Here is a 585-nt window from a genome sequence, read left to right as displayed (position 1 = left end):
GTCCTGCTTTTCAGCTGTTCCTGCTTCTTCCTCAATTCCCTTGTGGATTCTTCGCAAACCATGCGGCTATCTCCTTCTCTGTTGCATTGTCCTTCAATACTGCTCTGACTTCGCCATCCTTGATATAATAAACGCTTGGGGAAAGGCTGAGGCTCATCGTTTCATTGATGATGCTCATCCCCTCATCCATCGCCTTCTTCTCCTTGTCCCCCTCCGGCTGTACGATCCGGGAGGTATTCAATACGGACACCTTCGTCTTTTCTTTGTCGCTATATGCACGCAGCTTCTTGGAAAAGGATGCATTGTAGCGATCCTCTCTGGCATGATACAGATAGAAGCTCTCCCCATCTTTCAGCTTCTTCCCCAATACGGTGATGCTCGTATCCTGCAGATACTCTCCCAGTGTCAGTTGATAGGACGCTTCCGCCTCCTTTAGCTTCTCTCCACTGAGCAGCTCACAGTCGATCATGTAATTCTGCCATGCGAGCTCACTCATCACACCCTGCTCTGTTTTCTTCATCTCTCCATCCTTGAAATAGAAGAACTGCGGCGTGCTTCCGCTGAAGGCAGGGATGAGCTTCTGGA

1 protein-coding gene is annotated in these 585 nt (G+C 49.6%); it reads right to left on the bottom strand.

Going from position 1 to position 585, the window contains the following annotated elements; translation table 11 throughout:
• Positions 1-31 precede the first annotated feature (31 nt).
• A partial coding sequence (locus NE665_RS23940) for a hypothetical protein (protein ID WP_256302710.1) occupies positions 32-585 on the bottom strand: 554 nt, incomplete at its 5' end.

Source organism: Clostridium sp. DFI.1.208, from assembly GCF_024463855.1.
GTDB lineage: Bacteria > Bacillota_I > Bacilli_A > Erysipelotrichales > Erysipelotrichaceae > Clostridium_AQ.
This window is presented reverse-complemented; position numbering and strand designations above follow the sequence as displayed.